13 protein-coding genes and 2 pseudogenes are annotated in these 18,199 nt (G+C 70.4%); 8 read left to right on the top strand and 7 right to left on the bottom strand.

The window, feature by feature from the left end:
- Positions 1-30 precede the first annotated feature (30 nt).
- The 6 genes and pseudogenes from AB0761_RS22730 to AB0761_RS22755 all read right to left on the bottom strand — a co-directional run bounded on the left by AB0761_RS22730 (position 31) and on the right by AB0761_RS22755 (position 5,204).
- Entirely contained in the window at positions 31-831 is an 801-nt protein-coding gene (locus tag AB0761_RS22730; protein WP_377270959.1) for a succinate dehydrogenase iron-sulfur subunit, read from the bottom strand.
- A pseudogene (sdhA, locus tag AB0761_RS22735) lies at positions 831-2,572 on the bottom strand (succinate dehydrogenase flavoprotein subunit). Before sdhA ends, AB0761_RS22730 begins: the two are co-directional and overlap by 1 nt.
- A gap of 31 nt (positions 2,573-2,603) precedes the next feature.
- On the bottom strand, positions 2,604-3,089 hold the full coding sequence (locus AB0761_RS22740; protein ID WP_377270960.1) for a succinate dehydrogenase hydrophobic membrane anchor subunit: 486 nt from the start codon (positions 3,087-3,089) through the stop codon (positions 2,604-2,606).
- 6 nt (positions 3,090-3,095) lie between these two features.
- Entirely contained in the window at positions 3,096-3,476 is a 381-nt protein-coding gene (gene sdhC / locus AB0761_RS22745) for a succinate dehydrogenase, cytochrome b556 subunit (protein ID WP_377270962.1), read from the bottom strand.
- A gap of 225 nt (positions 3,477-3,701) precedes the next feature.
- Positions 3,702-4,241, bottom strand: a complete 540-nt coding sequence (locus tag AB0761_RS22750) for a 2-oxo-4-hydroxy-4-carboxy-5-ureidoimidazoline decarboxylase (RefSeq protein ID WP_377274265.1) — start codon at positions 4,239-4,241, stop codon at positions 3,702-3,704.
- 207 nt (positions 4,242-4,448) lie between these two features.
- Entirely contained in the window at positions 4,449-5,204 is a 756-nt protein-coding gene (locus AB0761_RS22755) for an SDR family NAD(P)-dependent oxidoreductase (protein WP_377270964.1), read from the bottom strand.
- Between the two features lie 287 nt (positions 5,205-5,491).
- Between AB0761_RS22755 and AB0761_RS22760 the strand changes: the two genes are divergently transcribed.
- A complete protein-coding gene (locus AB0761_RS22760; protein ID WP_377270966.1) occupies positions 5,492-7,069 on the top strand; it encodes a methylmalonyl-CoA mutase in 1,578 nt (525 codons plus the stop codon).
- Between the two features lie 66 nt (positions 7,070-7,135).
- Here the strand turns inward: AB0761_RS22760 and AB0761_RS22765 are convergent, their stop codons facing one another.
- The gene (locus AB0761_RS22765) at positions 7,136-9,184 is read right to left on the bottom strand and encodes a protease pro-enzyme activation domain-containing protein (RefSeq protein ID WP_377270967.1); all 2,049 of its coding nucleotides are present in this window, start codon (positions 9,182-9,184) and stop codon (positions 7,136-7,138) included.
- 501 nt (positions 9,185-9,685) lie between these two features.
- Here AB0761_RS22765 and AB0761_RS22770 point away from each other — a divergent pair.
- The 7 genes and pseudogenes from AB0761_RS22770 to AB0761_RS22800 all read left to right on the top strand — a co-directional run bounded on the left by AB0761_RS22770 (position 9,686) and on the right by AB0761_RS22800 (position 18,184).
- Positions 9,686-10,881: pseudogene (locus AB0761_RS22770) on the top strand (amidohydrolase).
- Between the two features lie 190 nt (positions 10,882-11,071).
- A complete protein-coding gene (locus AB0761_RS22775) occupies positions 11,072-12,157 on the top strand; it encodes a BMP family protein (RefSeq protein WP_377270969.1) in 1,086 nt (361 codons plus the stop codon).
- Between the two features lie 168 nt (positions 12,158-12,325).
- Complete coding sequence (locus AB0761_RS22780; protein WP_377270970.1) at positions 12,326-13,993, top strand: ABC transporter ATP-binding protein; 1,668 nt, start codon at positions 12,326-12,328, stop codon at positions 13,991-13,993.
- Between the two features lie 5 nt (positions 13,994-13,998).
- Positions 13,999-15,120: an ABC transporter permease gene (locus AB0761_RS22785; protein WP_377270971.1), complete on the top strand. Its 1,122-nt coding sequence runs from the start codon at positions 13,999-14,001 to the stop codon at positions 15,118-15,120.
- Between the two features lie 32 nt (positions 15,121-15,152).
- Positions 15,153-16,409 carry an ABC transporter permease gene (locus tag AB0761_RS22790; RefSeq protein WP_377274267.1) on the top strand — a complete coding sequence of 419 codons (1,257 nt, stop codon included), beginning with the start codon at positions 15,153-15,155 and terminating at the stop codon, positions 16,407-16,409.
- Complete coding sequence (locus AB0761_RS22795; RefSeq protein WP_377270972.1) at positions 16,406-16,807, top strand: cytidine deaminase; 402 nt, start codon at positions 16,406-16,408, stop codon at positions 16,805-16,807. Before AB0761_RS22790 ends, AB0761_RS22795 begins: the two co-directional genes overlap by 4 nt.
- A gap of 99 nt (positions 16,808-16,906) precedes the next feature.
- Positions 16,907-18,184, top strand: coding sequence for a thymidine phosphorylase (locus AB0761_RS22800; RefSeq protein ID WP_377270973.1), 1,278 nt, complete (start codon positions 16,907-16,909; stop codon positions 18,182-18,184).
- Positions 18,185-18,199 lie beyond the last annotated feature (15 nt).

Consider the following 18,199-nt stretch of genomic DNA (forward strand, 5'->3'; position numbering starts at 1 on the left):
GACCCCGCCCCTTCGCCGCTGCCGGGAGCGTCAGAAGCGCCGCGTGACGAGCGCGCGCTTGACCTCCTGGATCGCCTTGGTCACCTCGATGCCGCGGGGGCAGGCCTCGCTGCAGTTGAAGGTGGTGCGGCAGCGCCACACGCCCTCGCGGTCGTTGAGGATCTCCAGCCGCTGCTCGGCACCCTCGTCGCGGGAGTCGAAGATGAAGCGGTGGGCGTTGACGATCGCCGCCGGGCCGAAGTACTGGCCGTCGTTCCAGAAGACCGGGCAGGACGACGTGCACGCGGCGCACAGGATGCACTTGGTGGTGTCGTCGAACCGCTCGCGGTCCGCCTGGGACTGCAGGCGCTCACGGGTGGGCTCGTTGCCGTTGGTGATCAGGAACGGCATGACGTCCTTGAACGCCTGGAAGAAGGGGTCCATGTCCACGATCAGGTCCTTGAGGACCGTGAGGCCCTTGATGGCCTCGACCGTGATGGGCTTCGACCCCCCGTGGCCGTCCAGGCTAGTGACGTCCTTGATGAGCGTCTTGCAGGCCAGCCGGTTGCGGCCGTTGATGCGCATGGCGTCCGAACCGCAGATGCCGTGCGCGCAGGAACGGCGGAAGGACAGCGTGCCGTCCTGCTCCCACTTGACCTTGTGGAGGGCGTCCAGCACGCGCTCCTTGGGGTCGGCCATCAGCTCGTAGTCCACCCACACCGGCTCCGGGTGCTCCTCCGGGTTGAACCGGCGGATGCGCAGGGTGATCTTGATCAGGGCGTTGGCCCCGCTCTCGGCGGCGTCGAGGGCGGCCGAGTGGGGCGCGGCGTCCTGCACGGTGGGGGTGCTCATCAGTACTTACGCTCCATCGGCTGGTAGCGGGTCTGCACGACCGGCTTGTAGTCCAGGCGGATCGTTGCCTTCCCGTCCGCGTCCACCTCGCGGTACGCCATGGTGTGGCGCATGAAGTTGACGTCGTCGCGGTTGGGGTAGTCCTCGCGGTAGTGGCCGCCGCGGGACTCGTTGCGGGCCAGCGCGGAGACGGCCAGCACCTCGGCCAGGTCGAGCAGGTTGCCCAGCTCGACGGCCTCCAGCAGGTCGGTGTTGAACCGCTTGCCCTTGTCCTGGACGGAGACGTTGCGGAAACGCTCCTTGAGCGCGGCGATGTCCGCGACGGCCTGCTTCAGGGTGGTCTCGGTGCGGTAGACCATGGCGTTGGTGTCCATGGACTCCTGCAGCTCCTTGCGGATCTGCGCGACCGACTCGGTGCCCTCGCCGTTGCGCAGGCCCTCCAGCAGCGCCTCCACCTGGGTGGCGGGGTTCTCCGGCAGCTCGACCCACTCGTTGGCCTGGGCGTAGTCGGCGGCGGCGATGCCCGCCCGGCGGCCGAAGACGTTGATGTCCAGCAGCGAGTTGGTGCCGGGCGGTTGGCGCCGTGCACCGAGACGCAGGCGACCTCGCCGGCGGCGTACAGGCCGGGCACCACGTCGGTGTTGTTGCGCAGCACCTCGCCCTCGACGTTGGTCGGGATGCCGCCCATCTCGTAGTGCGCGGTGGGCTGGATCGGGATCGGGTCCGTGTAGGGCTCGATACCGAGGTAGGTCCGCGCGAACTCGGTGATGTCCGGCAGCTTGGCGTCCAGCTGCTCCGGGGGCAGGTGGGTGAGGTCCAGGTAGACGTGGTCGCCCTCGGGGCCGCAGCCGCGGCCCTCGCGGATCTCGGTGTAGATCGCGCGGGAGACCATGTCACGCGGGGCGAGGTCCTTGATGGTCGGCGCGTAGCGCTCCATGAAGCGCTCGCCGTCCTTGTTGCGCAGGATGCCGCCCTCACCGCGGGCGCCCTCGGTGAGCAGGATGCCCATCCGCCAGATGCCGGTCGGGTGGAACTGGAAGAACTCCATGTCCTCGAGCGGCAGCCCGCGGCGGTAGACCGCGGCCTGGCCGTCACCGGTGAGGGTGTGGGCGTTGGAGGTGACCTTGAAGAACTTGCCGTTGCCGCCGGAGGCGAAGACGACGCTCTTGGCCTGGAAGACGTGGATCTCGCCGGTGGCCAGCTCATAGGCGACCACACCGGCGGTGCGGCCCTCGTTGAGCAGCAGGTCCAGGACGTAGAACTCGTTGAAGAACTCCACGCCGTGCTTGACGCAGTTCTGGAACAGCGTCTGCAGGATCATGTGGCCGGTGCGGTCCGCGGCGTAGCAGGAGCGGCGCACCGCGGCCTCGCCGTGGTTGCGGGTGTGGCCGCCGAAGCGGCGCTGGTCGATGCGGCCCTCGGGGGTCCGGGAGAAGGGCAGGCCCATCTTCTCCAGATCGAGGACGGCGTCGATGGCCTCCTTGCACATGATCTCGGCGGCGTCCTGGTCGACCAGGTAGTCACCACCCTTGACCGTGTCGAAGGTGTGCCACTCCCAGTTGTCCTCCTCGACGTTGGCGAGGGCGGCGCACATGCCGCCCTGGGCCGCGCCGGTGTGGGACCGGGTGGGGTAGAGCTTGGTCAGCACGGCGGTGCGGCTGCGCTGCGTCGACTCGATGGCGGCGCGCATGCCGGCGCCGCCGGCGCCGACGATGACGGTGTCGTACTTGTGGATCTGCATGGGGGTCTCGTTCGCCTCGTCTGCTGCCGCTTTAGATGTTCGGGTCGAAGGTGAAGATCACCAGCGTGCCGAGCAGCACAATGAAGACGGTGGCCGTGACCAGCAGCGTCTTCAGCCAGAAGCGGGTGGTGTCCCGCTCCGCGTAGTCATTGATGACGGTACGCATGCCGTTGGCGCCGTGGAGCATGGCCAGCCAGAGCATCAGCAGGTCCCAGCCCTGCCAGAACGGCGAGGCCCAGCGGCCGGCCACGAAGGCGAAGCCGATCCTGGAGACGCCGCCGTCGATGACCAGCTGGATCACCAGGTGGCCGATGACCAGCACGACCAGCACGACACCCGAGAGGCGCATGAAGAGCCATGCCCACATCTCGAAGTTGCCGCGGGTGACGCGGGGGCTCTTGGTGGTCCGGGTCCGCGGGGGCTCGATCACATAGCCGTTTTCGGCGGCCAGGCCCTTGGCGGTGTGCGGCTGCGAGGAGGAGACGAGCTCCACCGGAGAGGTCTCAGCAGTGGACATCGCGGATCACTTCCCGAACAGGGTCGTCAGGGTGTGCTGGAGCACGGGGTAGAACGCCCCGGCCATCAGCACCACCCAGATGCCGACAACGGTCCACAGCATCTGCCGCTGGTAGCGGGTGCCCTTGGACCAGAAGTCCACGGCGATGACCCGCAGGCCGTTCAGCGCGTGGAACAGGATGGCGGCGACCAGGCCGTACTCCATCAGGTTGACGATCGGGTTCTTATACGTCGCGATGACACTGTCGTACGCCTCCGGGGAGACGCGGACGAGCGCTGTGTCGAGAACGTGGGCGAACAGGAAGAAGAAGATGAGTACGCCGGTGACTCGATGAGCCACCCACGACCACATGCCTTCCCGGCCGCGGTACAGCGTTCCAGCCGGCACGGAAAACCCTCCGGAAGCGGGATCGGGGCTCGGCCGGCTTCGGTGTCGGTCAGCCCGGCCGGGTACGGTCCACCGGCCGTGGCCATCGTAGCGACGCTCCGGGGGCCTGGCCCGGCCGGGGTCCCGCTGTGTGATCAAACAGGCACGTGCGGGCTAACCGGACCGGTCTGAAGCGTCTCCGGTCCGGGCCCTCCCGCCCGACGGCCGCGCCCCTCGGCGCCGGGCTCAGGCCGGGGCGCCCGCCCCGCTGTGGGAGGCCACCAGGTGCTCCAGTCGGCCTATCGCGATCCGGCGCAGCTCGTCCGAGGCGACCAGGCGCTCCTCGTCGGGGTCGCTGGCCAGGCGCGCCCTGATGGAGGCCAGCACGGTGTCCAGCATCTCCTCGGGCGGGCAGCCCTCCAGGCAGACCACGAAGACATGGCCGAAGCGGGCCTCGTATGCGGCGTGGGCCGCACGCAGCGCGGTGTGCGCGGCGTGGCTGCCCGGCGCCCGCATGCCGAGCAGCGACTGCGGCATCCAGCTCTCGTCGGCGAGCGCCTCGGCCAGGTCGGCGGGCCGCAGGTCGTACGAGGCCTCGCTGGCGGCCGCCAGCAGCGATGCCACATCGGGGTAGGGGCGGTGGGCAGCCAGACGCAGGGCCCATCTGCGGGAACCGCAGCAGGCCAGGAGCGCCTCCTCGGCGGCACCATGGGCGGCTTCGTTGAACCGGCGCAGGCCGACCGGCACCTTGGCCGACAGCCGTTGCGCCGGAATGTCGCTGGGCAGCGGGTCCTCCTCGGGAGGGCGGGAAGGTCGCCTCCCCGTGGCTGCGATGGGGAGGGCGGAGGCGCTGTGAGGGTATGCCAGGACAGGGGTCGTCAACGGTCGTTGCATCTGCACGCAAAGACTCCGGGACAAAGGTAGTCCGCGGTCCGGACAAGCGGACCGCGGAACCGTGAATTCACCCGATCCGGGTATCAAGTCGAGACGTCTTCACCTTTCCGGGGTGCGCTCCCGATGCACCTTGTGCTGTGCGGCCTGCGCTCGGGGCCGGACCACCAGCAGGTCGATGTTGACGTGAGCGGGACGGGTGACCGCCCAGACCACCGTGTCCGCCACATCCTCGGCGGTGAGCGGCTCGGCCACGCCGTCGTACACCGCGGCCGCCTTCTGCTCGTCCCCGCGGAACCGGGTGACCGCGAAGCCCTCGGTGCGGACCATCCCCGGGGCGATCTCCACCACCCGGACCGGCTCCCCGCACAGCTCCAGCCGCAGCGTCGCCGCGATCGCGTGCGAGCCGTGCTTGGCGGCCACATAGCCGCCGCCGCCCTCGTACGCGGTGAAGCCGGCGGTGGAGGAGATCACCAGCACCGTGCCGTCTCCGCTCGCCCGCAGCGCGGGCAGCAGCGCCTGGGTGACATGCAGCACGCCCAGCACGTTCACCTGGTACATCGTCAGCCAGTCGGCCGGATCCGCGGTCTCCACCGACTCGGCGCCGATCGCCCCGCCGGCGTTGTTGACCAGGACGTCCACCCGGTCCAGCGAGGCCGCGAAGGCGTCCACCGCCGCCCGGTCGGTGACATCCAGCGGACAGGAGGTGCCGCCGATCTCCTTGGCCAGCGCCTCGATCCGGTCCGCCCGCCGCGCGGCCAGCACCACCCGGTAGCCGGCCGCCGCAAGTCCCCGGGCGGTGGCCGCTCCGATACCGCTGCTGGCCCCGGTGACCACCGCCACCTTCTGCTCGCTCATCGCTGTCCCCTCTTCCGATCAGTCCCCCTGATCATCCCAGCACCCCGTCCGCCCGGGGCGGCAGGGAACCGGGCAGCCACCGCCCGGCCGTCCCGCGGGCCCCGCGCGCGGGGCCGGGGGCGGGGCCGGTCACGCTCCGCATGCCCGGCCCGGCGTGTGAGCAAGCTCCCAGGGGATGCGTCTGTCGGGCCGCGCGGGGCACGATTACAGTGCGTGGCGCCGCACGAGCGGAGATCGGACATGCGGGCCCGACTCCGACTCCACCTTTCACCCTCAGCGGAGGAACCATGGCACTCTCGGAGTCCGGTCTGCCCATCGAGCCCCTGTACGGCCCGGAGGCACTGGAGGGCTGGGATCCGGAGGCCGGACTGGGCCGCCCTGGGCAGTACCCCTTCACCCGCGGTGTCTATCCGTCCATGTACACCGGCCGCCCCTGGACGATGCGGCAGTACGCCGGCTTCGGCACCGCCGCGGAGTCCAACGCCCGCTACAAGCAGCTGATCGCCAACGGCACCATGGGCCTGTCCGTCGCCTTCGACCTGCCGACCCAGATGGGCTACGACTCCGACGCGCCCATCGCCCACGGCGAGGTCGGCAAGGTGGGCGTGGCCGTCGACTCGGTCGAGGACATGGGAGTGCTCTTCGGCGGGATCCCGCTCGGCGAGGTCTCCACGTCCATGACCATCAACGCCCCCGGTTCGCTGCTGCTGCTGCTCTACCAGCTGGTCGGGCAGTCCCAGGGCGTCTCCTCGGACCGCCTCACCGGCACCATCCAGAACGATGTGCTCAAGGAGTACATCGCCCGCGGGACGTACATCTTCCCGCCCAAGCCGTCGCTGCGCCTGATCGCCGACGTCTTCCAGTACTGCCGGGCCGAGATCCCCAAGTGGAACACCATCTCCATCTCCGGCTACCACATGGCCGAGGCGGGCGCGAACCCCGCGCAGGAGATCGCCTTCACCCTGGCCAACGGCATCGAGTACGTCCGCACCGCGGTCGCCGCCGGCATGGACGTCGACGACTTCGCACCGCGGCTCTCCTTCTTCTTCGTCTCCCGCACCACGCTGCTGGAGGAGGTCGCCAAGTTCCGTGCCGCACGCCGGATCTGGGCCCGGGTGATGCGTGAGGAGTTCGGTGCGAAGAACCCCAAGTCGCTGATGCTGCGCTTCCACACCCAGACCGCCGGGGTGCAGCTCACCGCGCAGCAGCCGGAGGTCAACCTGGTCCGGGTGTCGGTGCAGGCGCTGGCGGCCGTGCTCGGCGGCACCCAGTCGCTGCACACCAACTCCTTCGACGAGGCCATCGCCCTGCCCACCGAGAAGTCGGCCCGTCTGGCGCTGCGCACCCAGCAGGTCATCGCCTACGAGACGGACGTCACCCACACCGTGGACCCGTTCGCGGGCTCCTATGTGGTGGAGTCCATGACCGACGACGTCGAGGCGGCCGCGGTGGAGCTGATGGCCAAGGTGGAGGACATGGGCGGCGCGGTGGCGGCCATCGAGCAGGGCTACCAGAAGTCCGAGATCGAGCGCAGCGCCTACCGCATCCAGCAGGAGACCGACTCGGGCGACCGCACCGTCGTCGGTGTGAACCGCTTCCAGCTGGACGAGGAGGAGCCCTACGAGCCGCTGCGGGTCGACCCGGCGATCGAGGCCCAGCAGTGCGAGCGGCTCGCCAAGCTCCGGGCCGACCGGGACTCCTCGGCGGTGGACCGTTCGCTCACCGCGCTCAGGCATGCCGCCGAGGGCAAGGACAACGTCCTCTACCCGATGAAGGAGGCGCTGGCCGCCCGCGCCACGGTCGGCGAGGTGTGCAACGCACTGCGGGACGTCTGGGGCACCTATGTTCCGGTGGAGAGGTTCTGACGATCCGTCGGAAGCCGTGCAGGCCGGGGGCCCGGGGTCGTACGACCCCGGGCCCCCGGCTGTGGTTCAGCGGCCGTAGCGGTACGACCGCAGGTAGTCGGCGGTCGGCGAGCCGACGCCGGTGGCGGTGTCGTAGCCGCGGGCGGCCGTGAGGCCGTAGTCCTGGGCGATCCGGTACAGCCGGACCCGCAGCGTGCCGTCGACGGTGCCGAGGTCGACCACATTGCCGGTCTTGACGTGCACGGCGTTGTCGTTGACGTCGTTGTAGGCGGAGGTGCCGGCCCGGTCGTAGATGCCGGGGTTGGCGAAGCCGATGGCACGGCCGTGGCGCGCCTGGATGGCGTCCGCGAGGATGCCCGCGTACTCCGGGGAGGAGACCGAGGTGCCGCCGTAGCCGCCCTCGCTGTAGGCGCCGGCGTCGGTGAAGCCGACCAGCACCGAGGTGACCAGGTCACCGTTCATGGAGACGTCCGGCAGGGTGCGCATCGGCTTGGCGGCCTTGGCCCCGGTGGACAGGGTGGTGGAGATCCGGTTGGGGACCACGCCCTTCTGGTACCACGGCTGGGCGAAGTCCTCGCTGGTACCGCCGCCGCCGCCGAAGTAGAAGTGGCCCGGGTAGGGGTTCCAGCTCTGCTGGTCGTCGGAGAGGACCGAGCGCAGGTCGCCCATGCTGGTCTCGAAGCCGTAGCGGCCGCGCGCGTCGGAGGTGCCCAGCGCGGTGCCGCCCACGCCCGTCACCCAGGGCGAGGAGACCGGCCACTCGGTCTGCGCGCGCGCCGTGGTCGGGTCGCAGTTGACGCCGGTGGAGGCGGCGCCCGGGGAGGAGTTGCCGCAGTCGCCGGTGGAGAAGTTGAAGCCGATGCCCTCCGCGGCGCCGAGCATGAAGACCTGCTCGTCGGCCTTGACCACCGCCGGGTCGATGTCGCCCGTGGTGGCGTGCATGATCTCGCCCCACGAGTCGCTGACCACGTCGGCCAGGTGCTCGTCGACCACCTTGGCCATGGCGTCGTAGAGGTCGTCGTCGTAGCAGGAGTTGCCGCCGACGTAGACCACATCGGCGTCGGGTGCCAGGCCGTGGACCATCTCCACGTCCAGGGCCTCCTCGCCGGCCCAGCCCTCGGGGCCGCCGCACTCGTCCTGGTGGGTCCACTGGTCCGGGGTCACGTACTCGGTGTACTGGCCGGAGCGGAAGGCCTTGTCGCCGTGCGCGGTGGCGAAGTGGGAGGCGTCGGCCTGCATGGTCGACAGGCCGTAGGCGTCGATGATGGCGACCTTGGCGCCCTTGCCGGTCAGCCCGTCGGCGGTGACGCCGTAGGCCCGGCGCAGCTGCTTGGGTGTGTACGAGCAGGGCGCGAACGGCTCGTTCGGCTCATAGCCGGCCGGGGCGCCGTGGGCGGTCAGTGCGCCGTAGCTGTCCGAGCAGGTCGGGTCGGTGGGCAGGCCTTTGGGCGCGGCCGCCGGGCTGCCGGCGGCGAAGGCCGAGCCCGCGGCGCGGCTGTGGTCCACCGGGATCGCCTGGGAGACGGCCTTCTGCACCACGTCGCTGAGGCCGCTGACCCCGAGCACGGCGCCCGAGACGGCGGCCGGGACGGAGGCGTCGGCGGCCGGCGCGCGGTGGGTGCCCTGGCTGGTGCGGTAGGTGTGGATCTGGGTGCCGAAGGCCTTCTCCATGGCGGCGGTGCTGCCGGAGACCTCGACATAGTGCGCGGTGGTCCGGGCGACCTTCAGGCCGCTGCCGGTCAGCCAGTCGTGCACCGCCTTGACCTGCGAGGCCGAGGCGCCGAAGCGGGCCTGCGCCTGGGCGGGGCTCAGATACTTCCCGTACTGCGCGGAGGACGGGTCGGAGACGGCGCGGGCGTACGCGGCCAGCCCGGCCGGGTCCTGGCCGGCGAGGTAGACGCGCGCGGTGGCGGTGGAGCTGTCGGACGCTGCGCCCTTGTCGGCCGAGGCGGTGGCCCAGGCCGGGTGGGTGCCGGTGAGCTTCACGGCCGCTCCGGTCGGGGCGGCGGAGGCTGCGTTCGCGGGGGCTGCGAGGGCGAGGGATCCCGCAACCAGCGCGGCGGTCGAGGCCGCCACGGCTATGCGGGAGAGCCGCCTGTGGGCAGCTTGAGGCACGAGGGTTCCCCCCAGTTCGGTCGATTGAGACTGGCGGTCGCATGTCCTGGCTGTGAACAGGGGTGCGACGGGGCGGTGCGACTTGATGTGTATATGCAGCGCCGAGCGAGTCTCAAGGGATCCGAGGGAAGCTTTGCCCTGCCATGACCCAGCCCGTGTCCCCGACGGGGGTGCGGTCGTTGCGCAGGACAGTCCGACCCGGGGGAAGGTGGCGTAAACCACATGTCATACCCAAACCCCAGCTCGGCATGCGCCGGGCGAGGGAGTTCCGTCGCCTCCGGAGGCGGTAATTCCGATGATCCCCGGCTGAACAGGTCGATCGGTCGTAACCTAGTTGAGGTGAACCACCCAACGCCCGGGAGTGTCGCCTCCCCCCACGACGATCCGGTATCGGACGACCCTGCCGCGGGTCATGAATCGGCCGCGGGCCTGCCCGGCGGCGGTCTCCCCGGCATTGCGGGCGGCACCGGTCCCGACGGCGCCGAGCTCCCCGGCAGCGACATCCTCCGGGCCAGGGTGCGTGCACATGCGGCAGAGCTGATCGCCTTCCGTCGTGATCTGCACATGCATCCCGAGCTGGGCCGTGAGGAGTTCCGGACCACCTCGTTGCTGAGGGAGCGGCTGGTCTGGGCGGGTCTCGAACCCCGGGTGCTGCCCGCCGGTACCGGCCTGATCTGCGACATCGTCCCCGAGGGCACCCCGGCGGACACTCCGCTGCTGGCCTTCCGGGCGGACATCGACGCGCTGCCCATCGACGACGCCAAGGCCGAGGTCATCTACCGCTCCACCGTCCCCGGCCGGGCCCACGCCTGCGGCCACGACGTGCACACCGCGGTGGCGCTGGGCACCGCGCTGGTGCTGGCCGAGGCGGCGGAGTCGGGGCGGCTGCGGCAGCCGGTGCGGCTGGTGTTCCAGCCGGCCGAGGAGGTCATGCCGGGCGGCGCGCTGGATGTGATCAAGGCGGGTGGCCTGGACGGCGTCGGCCGGATGTTCGCCCTGCACTGCGACCCCAAGGTGGACGTGGGCCGGATCGGCCTGCGGGTCGGTGCCATCACCTCGGCCTGCGACCGGCTGGTGCTCTCCCTGGACGGGCCCGGCGGCCACACCGCCCGCCCGCACCTCACCACCGACCTGGTCAGTGCTGTCGCCCGGATGGCCGCCGACCTTCCGGGTGCTTTCGGCCGCCGGGTCGACCCGCGCTGGGGCGTCAGCCCTGCTGGGGCCGGATCGCGTCCGGTTCCGCGGCCAATGTCATCCCGCAGCACGCCGAGCTGGAGGGCACCGTCCGCTGCCTGGAGCTGGCCGGCTGGCGGGAGGCCCCGGAGCTGCTGCACGAGCTGATCGCCCGGATCGCCGAGACCCACCGGGCCAAGTGGGAGCTCACCTACCACCGGGGTGTCCCGCCGGTGGTGAACGAGGCCGAGTCGGTGGCCCAGCTGGACGCGGCCATGCACGCCCGTTTCGGCGGTCCGCGCGTCACCGTGGTGGAGGACACCGAGCAGAGTCTCGGCGGTGAGGACTTCTCCTGGTACCTGGAGAAGATCCCCGGCGCGCTGGCCCGGCTGGGGGTGCGGACCCCGGGTGAGCCGGGGGTGCGGGACCTCCACCAGGGCACCTTCGACGTGGACGAGCGAGCCATCGGTGTGGGAGTGGAACTGTTCTGCTCCCTGGCGCTGGAGCATGCTCGCGCCCTGTAGTAGGAATGTCCCGGGATGTAAGGGGCTGAACGGGCGTACGACGGTCCGTTACGTCCTGTCTGTCCTGAGTACCGCCACGGTTTGATAACAACCGTCCCGACCGGCGGGCCCGTAACACAACCGTGTTCTACGCGCGTTACGGTGGCGTTCGATCACGCCAGACAGGTGCGTGTCGGAAGGAGAAACTCCCTTGCGCCGAGTAACTCAACTCGCCGCGGTTGTGCTCAGCGGTTCGCTGGGCATGGCCTCGCTCGCCGCCTGCGGCAGCACCTCGGACAGCGGTTCCACTGCCGGTGCCGGCAGCTCCGCTTCGGCCGGCGCCAGCGGCGGCGGCCTCAAGGTCGGCATGGCCTATGACATCGGCGGCCGCGGCGACCAGTCGTTCAACGACTCCGCCGCCCGTGGCCTGGACCAGGCCAAGTCGACCCTCGGCGCCAGCGTCAAGGAGCTCTCCGCGGGCGCCAACGAGACCGACGCCGACAAGACCCAGCGTCTGAAGGACCTGGCGGGGGCCGGCTACAACCCGGTCATCGCCATCGGCTACTCCTACGCGGGTTCCCTCGCGACGGTGGCCAAGGAGTTCCCGAACACCAAGTTCGCGATCGTCGACTCCACCGTGGACGCCCCCAACGTCACCAACCTGGTCTTCACCGAGGAGCAGAGCTCCTACCTGGTGGGCGTGGCGGCGGCGCTGAAGTCCAAGAGCCACAAGATCGGGTTCATCGGCGGCGTCAACGTGCCGCTGATCAACAAGTTCGAGGCCGGGTTCACCCAGGGCGTCAAGGACACCGACCCCAGCGCCACGGTGACCCCGCAGTACCTTTCGCAGCCGCCGGACACCAAGGGCTTCTCCTCGCCCGACCTGGGCAAGGCAGCCGCGCAGGGCATGCTGGACAAGGGCATCGACGTGGTCTACGCCGCGGCCGGCTCCTCCGGCAACGGCGCCATCGAGGCCGTTGCGGGCAAGAGCGGTGCCTGGGCGATCGGTGTCGACTCCGACCAGTACAACCAGGACGCACTGGCCAAGAACAAGGCCGTGATCCTCACCTCCGCCCTGAAGAACGTCGACGTGGCGGTCCTGGACTACATCAAGTCGTTCAAGGACAACACGCTGAAGACCGGCACCGTGACCTTCGACCTGAAGACCGGTGGCGTGGGCTACTCCAAGTCCAACCCGGCCTTCGCGAGCGACGCGGCGACCATCGCCAAGATCGAGACCGCCAAGCAGGCGATCATCGACGGCAAGGTCACGCCGCCGACCACCGTCAAGAAGTAAGTCCTTCCAGCAAGGACAGAGCCGGTCCCCCGCCCTCCGGGGCGGGGACCGCACCGACGGAGCAGGGGCCCGCCGAACGCGCCGTGCGCGCGGGCGGGCCCCTGTCCGTACCAGGCAATGACGCCCACCCGCACCGTCCGAGCCCTGCCTCGTATCCGCTCGGGGCGGATGCCAGAGCCCCACCAGGAGTGCGCCATCACTGCTCCGAGCGCCCACGCGGGCGAACCACCGACCGGCGCAGGGACCGAGCCGGCCGCCGTCGAACTGCGCGGCATCACCAAGCGGTTCCCCGGTGTCGTGGCCAACCATGACATCGACATCACCGTCAGCCGTGGCACCGTGCACGCACTGGTGGGGGAGAACGGGGCCGGCAAGTCGACCCTGATGAAGATCCTCTACGGGATGCAGCGCCCGGACGAGGGCACCATCACCATCAACGGCGAGCGTGCCGAGCTGCACACCCCGGCCGACGCCATCTCCCGCGGCATCGGCATGGTGCACCAGCACTTCATGCTGGCGGACAACCTCACGGTGCTGGAGAACGTCGTCCTCGGCGCCGAGAAGATGCACGGCATCGGCGCCCGGGCACGGAACGCCATCAAGTCGATCTCCGACGCCTACGGCCTGGATGTGCGCCCCGATGTGCTGGTCGAGCACCTCGGTGTCGCCGACCGGCAGCGCATCGAGATCCTCAAGGTCCTCTACCGGGGCGCCCGCACCCTGATCCTGGACGAGCCCACCGCCGTCCTGGTGCCGCAGGAGGTCGAGGCGCTCTTCGACAACCTGCGTGAGCTCAAGTCCGAGGGCCTCACCGTCATCTTCATCTCCCACAAGCTGGACGAGGTGCTCTCGGTCGCCGACGCGATCACCGTCATCCGGCGCGGTACCACCGTCGCCAGCGTCGACCCCCGCGAGGTGAACTCCCGTCAGCTCGCCGAGCTGATGGTCGGCAGCGAGCTGCCCTCCCCGGAGACCCGCGAGTCCACCGTCACCGATGTGCCGATGCTCACCGTCGACGGCCTGCGGCTCAGCGAGGTCGACCCGGACGGCATCGACCGTGTGGTGCTGGACTCCATCGGCTTCACCATCCACAAGGGCGAGGTGCTGGGCATCGCCGGTGTGGAGGGCAACGGCCAGGCCGAACTGGTCGAGGCCATCATGGGCATGCGCAAGCCCGACAACGGCACCGTCACCCTGGACGGCGCCGACATCTCCCAGGCGCTCACCCGCGCCCGCCGCGAGGCCGGCATCGGCTACGTCCCCGAGGACCGCCACCGCCACGCCCTGCTGCTGGAGGCGCCGCTCTGGGAGAACCGCATCCTCGGCCATGTCACCGAGCAGCCCAACAGCCGACGGGGCATCCTCAACCCGGCCGCGGCCCGCAGGGACACCGAGCGGATCGTCGCCGAGTACGACGTTCGCACCCCCGGCATCGACGTCACCGCGGCGTCGCTCTCCGGCGGCAACCAGCAGAAGCTGATCGTCGGCCGCGAGATGAGCCACAAGCCCAAGCTGCTGATCGCCGCCCATCCCACCCGCGGTGTGGACGTCGGCGCGCAGGCCCAGATCTGGGACCAGATCCGGGAGGCCCGCCGTGAGGGCCTGGCGGTGCTGCTGATCTCCGCCGACCTGGACGAGCTGATCGGCCTCTCCGACACCCTGCGGGTGATGTACCGCGGCCGACTGGTCGCGGACGCCGACCCGTCCACCGTCACCCCGGAGGAGCTCGGCTCGGCCATGACCGGTGCGGCCCGCGGCCATCTGGAGCACCCCGCCGGGGATGCCGCCCAGAACGCCGCCGACACCGCCGACGAGACCCACCAGGCGGGGGAGTAGTACCGATGAACAAGCTGCTGAAGAAGATCGACGGCGAGCGCCTGCTGCTGGGCCTGGCCGCCCCGGTGCTCGCCGTGGTCACCGCACTGATCGTGACCGCCCTGGTGCTGCTGGCCTCCGGCAAGGAGCCCTTCCAGGCGTTCAATGTGATGCTGGACTACGGCTCCAAGGCCGACAGTCAGATCTACATCCTCAACAAGGCCACCACCTACTACCTCGCAGGTATCGCGGTGGCCCTGGGCTTCCGGATGAACCTGTTCAACATCGGCGTGGACGGCCAGTACCGCATGGCGGCGTTCTTCGCCGCGGTGGTCGGTGCCCAGCTGCACCTCCCCGGTGTGCTGCACATCCTGGTGATCGTGCTGGTCGCCATGCTGGTCGGCGCCATGTGGGCCGGTATCGCCGGACTGCTCAAGGTGACCCGCGGCGTCAGCGAGGTCATCTCGACGATCATGCTCAATGCGATCGCCACCTCGGTCATCGCCTATCTGCTCAGCCCCGGCCGGCTGGCCGAGCTGGACGCCTCCGGCAATGTCTCCACCAAGGTCATCCCGGACTCCGGGCACCTGTTCAACATCGCCACCAAGGGCGGCTCGCTCTACGGCTTCATCTTTGTGGCGGTCATCGTGGGTGTCGCCTTCTGGTGGGGGCTCTCCCGCACCCGCTTCGGCTTCGACCTGCGCACCGCCGGCGGCTCCGACAGCGCCGCGCTGGCCAGCGGGGTCAACGTCAAGCGGATGGTGGTCACCGCGATGCTGCTCTCCGGCGCCATCGCCGGTCTGGTCGGCATGCCGGAACTGCTGAACAACTCCTACCAGTACAGCCTCAACTTCCCGACCGGCATCGGCTTCACCGGTATCTCGGTGGCCCTGCTCGGCCGCAACAACCCGATCGGTGTCGCGATCGGCGCCCTGCTCTGGGCCTTCATCGAGAGGGCCACCGGCCACCTGGAGTTCGCGGGCTACGACAAGGAGATCGCCGGCGTCGTCCAGGGCGTCATCGTCCTCGCCGTGGTCATCGCCTATGAGCTGGTGCGCCGCTACGGGCTGCGCCGCCAGCAGAGCAGGGTCGGCCGCCAGCTGGCCGCCCAGGCCGTCCCGTCCAAGAACCAGGAGGTGTCGGCGTGAGCGCCCCCAGCCCCACCAGCGACACGGCCGCCATGGAGCCGCGGTCCGGCGCCAGCTCCGTCGCCCGCCGTACCGGCAGGCGCAGCCTCTCCCCGGCGGTGATCCTGCTGATCGTGGCCGGAGCCCTGGTCGCGGTGTCCGCCGTACGCGCCGCCACCGGCGCCCAGGACGTCACCTCGCCCGGTCAGATCGCCGGTGCCCTCACCATGGCCGTGCCGATCGGCATGGCCGGACTCGGCGGCCTCTGGGCCGAGCGGGCCGGCGTGGTCAACATCGGCCTCGAGGGCATGATGATCCTCGGCACCTTCTTCGGTGCCTGGGCCGGCTGGCAGACCAACCCCTGGATCGGTGTGCTCGCCGGTGTCGCCGGCGGTGCGCTGGGCGGTCTGATCCATGCCTTTGTCACCGTCACCATCGGCGTGGACCACATCGTCTCCGGTGTGGCCATCAACATCCTGGCCCTGGGTGCCACCCAGTACCTGGCCAAGCTGTTCTTCGCCGACAAGCCGGCCGGCAGCCCCAAGCAGTCGCCGCCGATCGACTCCATCACCACGGTCTCCATCCCCGGTGTCTCCGACTGGCTGGACAAGATCGCCGCGCACCACTGGTTCCTGGTCTCCGACATCGCCGGCATCCTCGGCGGCCTCACCACCGATGTCTCGCTGCTCACCCTGGTCGCGGTGGCACTGCTGATCGGCACCTTCTTCGTGCTGTGGAAGACCCCGTTCGGCCTGCGACTGCGCTCCTGCGGTGAGAACCCCACCGCCGCCGAGTCGCTGGGCGTCAACGTCTACCGCTACAAGTACCTGGCCGTGATCGCCTCCGGCGGTCTGGCCGGCCTGGGCGGCGTCTTCATCGCCATGGTCCCCTCGCACATCTACAACGAGGGCCAGACCGGAGGCCGCGGCTACATCGGCCTCGCCGCGATGATCTTCGGCAACTGGCGTCCCGGCGGCCTCGCCATGGGCGCCGGCCTGTTCGGCTACACCGACAGCCTCCAGCTGCGCAACGGCGGCCCCTCGGTGCACGCCCTGCTGCTCCTGCTGGCCGTGCTGCTGGTGCTGATGGCGGCCTGGCGCGGCTACAAGCGGCAGCTGGTCGCCGCCGTGGTCAGCGGGGTCTTCGCGGTGGCGCTCTTCGTCTGGTACGCCGCCACCGACACCGTGCCGATCGAGTTCGTCGGCGCCACCCCGTACGTGGCCACCCTGCTGGTCCTCTCGCTGGCCTCCCAGCGGCTGCGGATGCCCAAGGCCGACGGACTGGTCTACCGCAAGGGGCAAGGCAAGTGACCGAACGCCAGGAGATCGACTGGGACGGGCTGCGGGCCGCCGCACGGGACGCCATGGCCCATGCGTACGTCCCCTACAGCAAGTACCCGGTCGGCGCCGCCGCCCTGGTGGAGGACGGCCGCACCGTCACCGGCTGCAATGTCGAGAACGCCTCCTACGGCCTCGGCCTCTGCGCCGAATGCGGCCTGGTCTCCGCACTGCACCTCAGCGGCGGCGGCCGGCTGGTCGCCTTCACCTGCTGCGACGGCGGCGGCGACCTGCTGATGCCGTGCGGCCGCTGCCGGCAGCTGCTCCACGAGCACGGCGGCCCCGAGCTGCTGGTCGACCTGCCGTCGGGCATCCGCCCGATGAGCGAGGTGCTTCCGGACGCCTTCGGCCCCGAGCGCCTGCAGCACTGAACCATCCGAACGCACCCGAAGAGTGTCGCGCCCGGCCCGTGCCTCCCCGCCGCCGCCGTGGCGCGACACTCTTCGTGCTTCCTCACAGCAAGGGATCCCATGGACGCCATCACCGTCATCCGGACCAAGCGGGACCGCGGCGAGCTCACCGATGCGCAGATCGACTGGGTGATCGACGCCTACACCCGGGGCGACGTGGCCGACGAGCAGATGTCCGCGCTGGCCATGGCCATCCTGCTCAACGGCATGAACCTGCGCGAGATCAGCCGCTGGACCGACGCCATGATCCGGTCCGGTGAGCGGATGGACTTCTCCTCGCTGCCGCAGCCCACCGCGGACAAGCACTCCACCGGCGGCGTCGGCGACAAGATCACCCTGCCGCTGGCCCCCCTGGTCGCCGCCTGCGGCGCCTCCGTCCCCCAGCTCTCCGGCCGCGGCCTCGGCCACACCGGCGGCACCCTGGACAAGCTGGAGTCCATCCCCGGCTGGCGCGCCCTGCTCTCGAACGATGAGATGATGCAGACGCTGCGCGACTGCGGCGCCGTGGTCTGCGCGGCGGGCGACGGCCTGGCCCCCGCCGACAAGAAGCTCTACGCCCTGCGGGACGTCACCGGCACCGTCGAGGCCATTCCGCTGATCGCCAGCTCCATCATGAGCAAGAAGATCGCCGAGGGCACCGGCGCCCTGGTGCTGGACGTCAAGGTCGGCACCGGGGCCTTCATGAAGAACCTGGACGACGCCCGTGAACTGGCCCGCACCATGGTCGGCCTCGGCAAGGCCGCCGGGGTGGAGACCAGGGCGCTGCTGACCGACATGTCCACCCCGCTCGGCCTCACCGCGGGCAATGCGCTGGAGGTGCGCGAGTCGGTGGAGGTGCTGGCCGGCGGCGGCCCCGCCGATGTCGTCGAGCTCACCCTCGCCCTGGCCCGCGAGATGCTGGCCGCCGCCGGGATCCACGGCAAGGACCCCGCCGACGCACTGCGGGACGGCTCCGCCATGGACCACTGGCGCCGCATGATCAGTGCCCAGGGCGGCGACCCCGACGCGCCCCTGCCTGTCGCCCGCGAGCAGTATGTCGTCACCGCCTCCTCCTCGGGCGTCCTCACCGGCCTGGACGCCTACGCCGTGGGCGTCTGCGCCTGGCGCCTCGGCGCCGGCCGGGCCCGCAAGGAGGACCCGGTGCAGGCCGGTGCGGGCGTGGAGATCCACGCCAAGCCCGGTGCCACCGTCACCGCGGGGCAGCCGCTGCTCACCCTGCACACCGACACCCCCGAGCGCTACGGCTACGCGCTGGAGGCGCTCGCCGGGGCCGTCACCGTCGCCCCGGCCGGCACCCCCTTCACCTCCACCCCGATCGTCCTCGACCGGATCGTCTGAGACCGCACCCGCCAT

The organism is Peterkaempfera podocarpi (genome assembly GCF_042466665.1).
In the GTDB taxonomy this organism is placed as follows: domain Bacteria; phylum Actinomycetota; class Actinomycetes; order Streptomycetales; family Streptomycetaceae; genus Peterkaempfera; species Peterkaempfera podocarpi.